Here is a 7,557-nt window from a genome sequence, read left to right as displayed (position 1 = left end):
TGTGAAAGCATAGCTTTTTCATATTAAATCATTAAAATATCTCGTATTTCTTCCTCCGTGATGGATGCTAATTTTTCTTCTCCCGGCTCAATCACTTCAGCAATTAAATTTTTCTTACTTTCTTGCAGTTCATGCATTTTCTCCTCAATTGTTCCCTGAGCTACTAGCTTTATAACTTGCACTGTATTTTTTTGTCCCATTCGATACGCTCTATCGGCCGCTTGTTGTTCAACAGCTGGATTCCACCATAAATCGTATAATATTACTGTATCTGCACCAGTTAAATTAAGTCCGGTACCACCAGCTTTTAAAGAAATGAGAAATAGATCTCCTTCTCCTTCGTTAAACCGATCGCACAGCTCTACACGTTCCTGCGCTGGTGTACTCCCGTCTAAATAAAAGTATGGAATTGCTTGTCGATTTAACTCACGACCAATAATGGAAAGCATCTTCGTAAATTGAGAAAAAATTAATATTCTCTTCCCTGTACTTCTACATTCCTCTAAAATCTCTAACAGTTGTTCAAATTTAGCTGAACTTCCTTTGTAATCATCAACAAATAAAGCAGGATGACAACAAATTTGTCGCAATCTCGTTAAACCAGCTAAAATTCTAATTTTATTTTTACGTAACGTATCTTTGTCTAAATGCTTTAACGTTTCTTCCCTTAGCTTCGCTAAATAAGCAGCATAGAGACTCTTTTGATCGGGTAATAACTCCGATGATTGTAAGTGCTCTATTTTCTCTGGCAACTCATTTAATACGTCCCCTTTTAATCGTCTTAATACGAATGGTTTCACTCGCTTCGCTATATCTTCACGCCTTAAATCACCGAACTCTTTTCTTCCTGGTAATAATTCTGGGAAGACGACATGGAAGATAGACCATAGCTCTTCTAATGAATTTTCTACAGGTGTACCCGTTAGCCCAAAACGGTATTCAGCTTGAATTGTTTTCACAGCTCTTGCCGTTTGCGTTGTAGGGTTTTTAAACGCCTGCGCTTCATCAAGGAATAGTGTATGAAATGGTCTTGCATATAATCTTATATCTCTTCTCAGTAATGGATATGACGTAATTACGACATCAAATTCCGTTATATCTTTCAAAATTTTCCGGCGCTCTGCTTGGTTTCCATCTGCAATAACTGCTCTAATATGCGGGGCGAATTTTTTCAATTCACTAAACCAATTATAAACAAGAGATGATGGTGAAACGACTAATATAGGTAGTTTCTTTTCTCGAATCTCAGGCAAAACAGAATCTATAAAAGCAATGCTTTGCAACGTTTTTCCAAGTCCCATATCATCTGCTAAAATACCGCCAAAACGGTAATGAGCAAGTGTTTTCATCCATTCGAACCCATATACTTGATACTTTCTCATTTCTGCATTTAAAGTATTTGGCACAGCAAACTTTAATTTTTTCGGGTTTTGAATGTTTTCTACTAACTCTTGAACAGAATCATCTAAACTTAAAACATTGCCTTCATGAAGTCCGTTCATCCATTTTACACTCCGAATAAGCGGGACATTTACCTCTTCTCCATGTAAAAATTCTTTCCGAATACCTGATTCTTTTATAAACTGATTAATTTCATTAAACTCTTTACTCTCTAGCGATAAAAACGAACCGTTCGCCAATCGATAATATTTACGTTTCTCTTCAAGGGCCGCTAATACACCTTTAATTTCTGCTTCTGGTATTCCTTTTATATCAAAACGAAATGACAACCAATCAATTCTTTCTTTTCTTCTCACTGTAATAAGAGGAACTGCATCCCCTTTACTAATTCGCAATTTGATTGCTGTCGTCGCATAAATATCAACTAAACCTTTTAATGTTGGCACGACGTGATATAAAAAGTTATACTCAGCTTCTTCATTATGCATAAAGTAACCGCCTTCTGTTTTTGCAAAGGCACTTTCACTCATAATGTCTAAAATCTCTTTTTCCTTTTTCTCATCACGATTAAAAACAGACGGCTGTCCATCCTCTTCTAGCGGATTAATCATGACGTTCCCATAGTGAAATTCAAGACCTGCTAATAAGCGACTTTTCACGCGGTCTAAATACAATTTCGCTTTTAGCGAAGGTGTTTCAACACGATCCGATATTACTTCATCAATGTGTACAGTTCCGAGCTTCATTAATCCTGGTACAACTTTCGCGACGAAATGTTCCATCTTACTTTCTGGAATATAAAACTGATTACTATTTGAGCGACTCATCATCTTTTGTAATTCAATAAGTCGCATACAATCTTCAATGTGTAAGTGATATAATTTCCCTTCGTAAAGTGCATTGTTATACATATCCATAACTTGTACACGATTTAAACCATCTATATGAAGTGTAAATCCGCCATTATTTCCCTTCGTAAATTCAAAGTGTAACGGCAACAAACCTTTTGAAACTTGTAATCCCTGAAACAGTTGTTCATTTTGTTTCAGCTGTACATATTCAACTTTAGAAAGTGAAGAGAGCATATCCTTCCACGAAGCTGGCGGTATAAATATCATACTTTCATCTTGTTTCGCATGTACTTCTAGCGTATCTTCATACATTTTTTCATTATGATACATTTTAATGAGCTGCTGAATAATTGCATCCGTTTCTTGTTTAAAACTATGTACATCTGGTGTATATGTAAATTCATTTGAACAATGAAAAGATTCCCTTTTCTCCACCTTAGAAAGAAATTCTCTAATATGATTTATGAAATACACTTTGGCAAGTTTCAATTGAATTCCAAGAAGAGCCCCACCACTTCTCGTAGCAACTGGTGTACATATAAACTCAATATCTAATATTTCACGTGTATCAAAACGGTGTTGTTTACTTTTTGGCCTCAGTGGTTTATCTGCAAACAGCTGAAACATACCACTTGTCAATTGATCATTTCTGTTACTAGCGGAGCTCATTCCACCTGTTTGTTGATTATAGTTTATTTGTATTAATACTGCTGCAACATGTTGACAGTACGTTTGAAAAGACGCTAATGAAGGACAACTACATTTTGCAACAACATCACCCTTTTTGGCTTTTGCTACTGTAACATGGAAATCCTCGTTCCCTTTTACTGTCGCCTCACAAATTTCTTTATTTTCATCGTACTGATCTATTATCACTTTATTTGATTTATAATAGGCTTCACCTCTTTTATATGAGGTCTCTCCGCACACTTCTTTAATAATCGATTTATTCAATGTGAAACTCATCGCTTTGACACTTCCTTAATATAAAACCATTTTCTCTTACTTAACATTTTACATGCTCCACGAGAAAATATAAAATGTTGATTTAACAAAAGAAGATGCTTATTTATAAGCATCTTCTTCACTCTATCTCCATCAACCTCTTCGCCTCAAAATACAATACTTGAATAAACTTCTTCGTATTAATTCGCGTATGACCAGAAGATGCGAGTTCATCTTTCGTCATTTCTGTCATCCGTTTTCTAACTACGGTAAAATCGAAAAATTTTGGAGCATAGCTTTCAAATTTTGGATTTGAAAAGTCTGTTAATCCTAAAGAAGCCAAATGATTTAACGACTGATAAATAGCTCGACGTACTCTTTGTTCAGACGCTTTTTTCTCTTTATCAATATCCGCCTCTAAAGCTAAATCCCCTAATTTTCTTATCGTAATATGATGGAAAATTTCTTTTAACGCAGGAAAGCCAAACTCAAATGTCTGTGCCTTTTCTTGACCATATAAATATTCCAGCATACTAAGTAAATCTTTACTTCCATTCTCTCCCGCAATACCGAGTTCTGATAGTAAAAAGCGCCCTAAATCCCCTATCTTTTTTCCTTCTTGCACTGGTTCAGTACGCAATTGCGGTTTTTCCCACTGAAACACGTTATTCAATGATTTTTGAATATCGTGTATAGAACGCTCCAATCTAATACGCTCCATCACTTTGCGTACAACCGATACAACTTCGATTTTATTTAATGGTTTTGTAATATAATATTCTACACCGAGTGTATATGCCTCACCTATAAGCTGCTTCGATTCCACTTGAGAAATCATAATGATTTTCCCCGTGAAAGTTGACGCAATGTGACGAACTGTTTCAATTCCGTCCCTCATCGGCATCAACAAATCAATAAATAAAATATCTACTTTTTTAAAATTTAGTTGATCCGCCTCAATAAAAGCTCCGTCATCCGCCTCACCAATTACTTCTCCAAGATCTCCATCTTCAATAATTTGCGAAAGCATCGAACGGAAAACTTCATCATCGTCTACGATATAATAAAACAAATCTATTCCCCTTCCCGCTTTAAACTACCCTCCGGTAAACAAACGATAAACTTACATCCTCTTTTATTTTCTCGGCCTTCTAATCTCACTTCTCCGCCTAGCTCTGTTACCATTTCATTTATGTAAGAAAGCCCAATACCAGTTGACGGTGTTCCCGTTTGATCATACTTGGAAGTAAACCCTGGCTTAAATACTAATTTCTTATACTTTTGTGCAATACCAGGTCCATCGTCAATTACTTCAAAAAATATATGTTGATCTCTTTTATATAGCTTAATAATAACGACACCTTTATCTTCAATTGCTTCAACTGCATTTGCAGCGAGGTTATTAAAAATTGATAGAACTGTATACACGTGGTATGCAGCATGCTCACCTTCTATATGTTTAGAAAAACGTATATCCTTTTCTAGCATTTCAGCATACTTCTCGTTTATTCTAACAATCATTTCTGCTAACTCATGTCCTTCTACATATTCAGCCACATTTTTATCTAATAACAGTTTAGATAATCCTGCAAATATCCTTTGATTATCCTTTTTTATTTCATGCACTTCCCCCGCTATTTTCAATGCTGTTTTACTACTTGAATCAGCGCTTACTTGTAAATTTCGATATAGTTGATATGCTTCTTGTGTAATTAACTCCGCATTTTGTAACGTCTTTTTCAAATGAACAGATTCCACATATAAATTAGAAAGATGCATTAACATATTTTCATTTTCTTTTCGAACTTGCGATTCTTTTAATTTCGTTTCATATAAATTCATCATATTTAAAAAACCAAGTGCAAAGAAACTACGAAAAATAGCAATAATGATGAGTTTATTTACTTCAGAAATCGTTATTGTTGTACCTAGTACTAACATATGATAAAACGCAAGTTCTGACATACTTGCAACAATTTCAATTGAAATTCCAAGGCATCCAATAATGATTGGTTTCTGATGGAACTTATTTACCCTGCAAAGCGAGAAAAAACTGCCATAAATAAAATAATAGAAGAACACGGGATAGCGCAAATAAAATGATTCTGTCATATGAAATGAACCTTGCATGATCCAGTCAAGACATACTCGGAATAAGACTACAGATATACCAACAAGAATACCTGCAACTCCTGCTGGTACTCTTCTTAAAAATAATAATAAAAAGAAGAATAGCGGTGTACCGAAGCTAACTCGAAACGTATCATTAAAGGGATGAAAGTTCAGCTCCCCAGCAATCGGAACAACGACCATTAATATAATTAAAAGGGACATATCTTTCTTCCATAATTGATTCCAATTCAAAGGTGACACTTCCTATACTTTTTTTCAGTAGTAAAAGCGAAAGCCCGCTTATTGTTATAAACGGGCTTTTTTTCTATATTCTAACCTTTTCTACCGCTTTTATTTGGCGATACTCTGGCTTCCACATTGCTTCTTTCACTGCCATCTTGATATCGTTATCACTTAAGTTCACTCTTGCAACACCTTCTGCAACTGCAACTTTAGCTACTTCAATTGCAACCATTTCTGAGATATTACGTAATTCTTCGACCTCTGGTAAAATAGGTGCTCCTGGCTGACTTGTATCTACCATACTTGCAACTGCTTCAGCAGCTGCTGCAAACATTCCATCCGTCATGACGCTTGCTCGTACTACAATTGTTCCAAGACCAAGCCCTGGGAAAATAAGTGCATTATTTGATTGTCCAATCACATACGTTACACCGTTATATGTAACTGGTTCAAATGGACTTCCTGTTGCAACTAACGCTCTTCCTTCTGTCCACTCGATTAAATCTGCTGGTTTTGCTTCAGCAAGTGGCGTCGGATTCGACATTGGTAAAATAATTGGTCTTTCTACGTGAGAAGCCATTTCTTTAATAATCTCTTCTTTAAATGCACCTGCAACAGTAGATGTACCAATTAAAATTGTCGGTTTTACATGTTTCACAACTTCAGCAAGTCCAATTACATCATTTTCTTTCCACTCACTTACTTCTACTTCTTTTCTTGCGTACGGAATTTGGAAATCAAGAAGATCTTCCATATTATCTGTAACTAACCCGTTACGATCAATACACCAGAAACGCTTATATGATTCTTCTTCAGATACGCCTACGCGGACCATCGCATCTCTAACTTGATCTGCGATACCGATTCCAGCCGTACCAGCACCAAATACAACAACGCGGTGTTCACTTAGCGGTACACCAGAAGCTTTCACTGCCGATAATACTGCCGCAAGTGAAACTGCACCTGTACCTTGAATATCATCATTAAACGTACAAACATCATGACGATATTTATCTAAAATTTTTCGTGCGTTACGAGAGCTAAAGTCTTCCCAATGTAAAAGTGCTTTCGGGAATTGTTTGTTTACCGCTTGTACAAACGTATCAATAAATTCATCGTAAGCTTCACCTGTTATACGAGGGTGACGATTTCCAATATAAAATGGATTGTTTAATAGCTCCTCACGGTTTGTACCTACATCTAAAATTACCGGTAATACACGACTAGGATCGATTCCAACTGCAGCAGTGTAAACAGCTAATTTTCCGATTGCGATGTTAATACCACCAACGCCCCAGTCACCAATTCCTAATATGCCTTCTCCATCTGTTACAACGACTAAATCAATGTTCTCAGCTGTTGCACCGATATTCGTGAATGCTTCTTCGATACCTGATGGATCGTTAATTGATAAATAAACACCACGTGGTTTACGATATTCATGACTATATCTTTGAATTGCTACACCGACAGTTGGTGTATATACAATCGGTAACATTTCACGTAAATGATCTGTTAATATACGATAAAATAATACTTCATTTCGATCATGTAACGCAGTTAAGTATACATTCTTTAATAAATCATCCGGCTGAGAACTAAATTGTTCGTATGCTCGGCGTGCCTGTTCTTCTAACGTTAAAACCGCTGGCGGTAATAACCCTTTTAAACCTAACTCTTCTCTTTCATTTTGTGTGAAAGCTACCCCTTTATTTAAAAGTGGTGTTGATAATACTTCTGCTCCTCTTAATGTTGTTTCTAATGCACCATTAGAAGCTACTGTAAACTTGCTCATAACATCCCTACCTCTATTCATATATAGCATTTCTATATTGTAAACAAAAAAGAGGGGATTGTCCCCCTCTTCTTTTAATTTTTCTTTAAAAGAGTTGCTCCTGCAATCCCTGGGTGTGTCATTTCGAATGGATCTAGAATTAACTCTAAGTCTTCTTGTGACAATACACCATTTTTCACACAAAGTTCTCGAACGGATTGGCCTGTTGCG

4 protein-coding genes and 1 pseudogene are annotated in these 7,557 nt (G+C 36.0%); all 5 read right to left on the bottom strand.

The window, feature by feature from the left end:
• Nucleotides 1-23: 23 nt before the first annotated feature.
• Complete coding sequence (locus ACQGS6_RS19430) at nucleotides 24-3,218, bottom strand: DEAD/DEAH box helicase (protein WP_326318451.1); 3,195 nt, start codon at nucleotides 3,216-3,218, stop codon at nucleotides 24-26.
• A gap of 118 nt (nucleotides 3,219-3,336) precedes the next feature.
• Complete coding sequence (locus ACQGS6_RS19425; protein ID WP_000500302.1) at nucleotides 3,337-4,269, bottom strand: response regulator; 933 nt, start codon at nucleotides 4,267-4,269, stop codon at nucleotides 3,337-3,339.
• A 2-nt stretch (nucleotides 4,270-4,271) separates the two neighbouring features.
• Nucleotides 4,272-5,570 (bottom strand): sensor histidine kinase, encoded by a 1,299-nt coding sequence (locus ACQGS6_RS19420; protein ID WP_002195356.1) that lies wholly within the window; start codon nucleotides 5,568-5,570, stop codon nucleotides 4,272-4,274.
• A gap of 64 nt (nucleotides 5,571-5,634) precedes the next feature.
• Nucleotides 5,635-7,347, bottom strand: coding sequence for an oxaloacetate-decarboxylating malate dehydrogenase (gene malS, locus ACQGS6_RS19415; RefSeq protein ID WP_009326751.1), 1,713 nt, complete (start codon nucleotides 7,345-7,347; stop codon nucleotides 5,635-5,637).
• A gap of 74 nt (nucleotides 7,348-7,421) precedes the next feature.
• Nucleotides 7,422-7,557 (bottom strand): annotated as a pseudogene (locus ACQGS6_RS19410) (aspartate ammonia-lyase); the annotation flags it as partial.

This window comes from Bacillus sp. GMs2/2, from assembly GCF_050172095.1.
GTDB classification, from domain to species: Bacteria; Bacillota; Bacilli; order Bacillales; family Bacillaceae_G; genus Bacillus_A; species Bacillus_A cereus.
The sequence above is the reverse complement of the archived record's forward strand: the minus strand, read 5'-3'. Positions and strand labels throughout refer to the sequence as shown.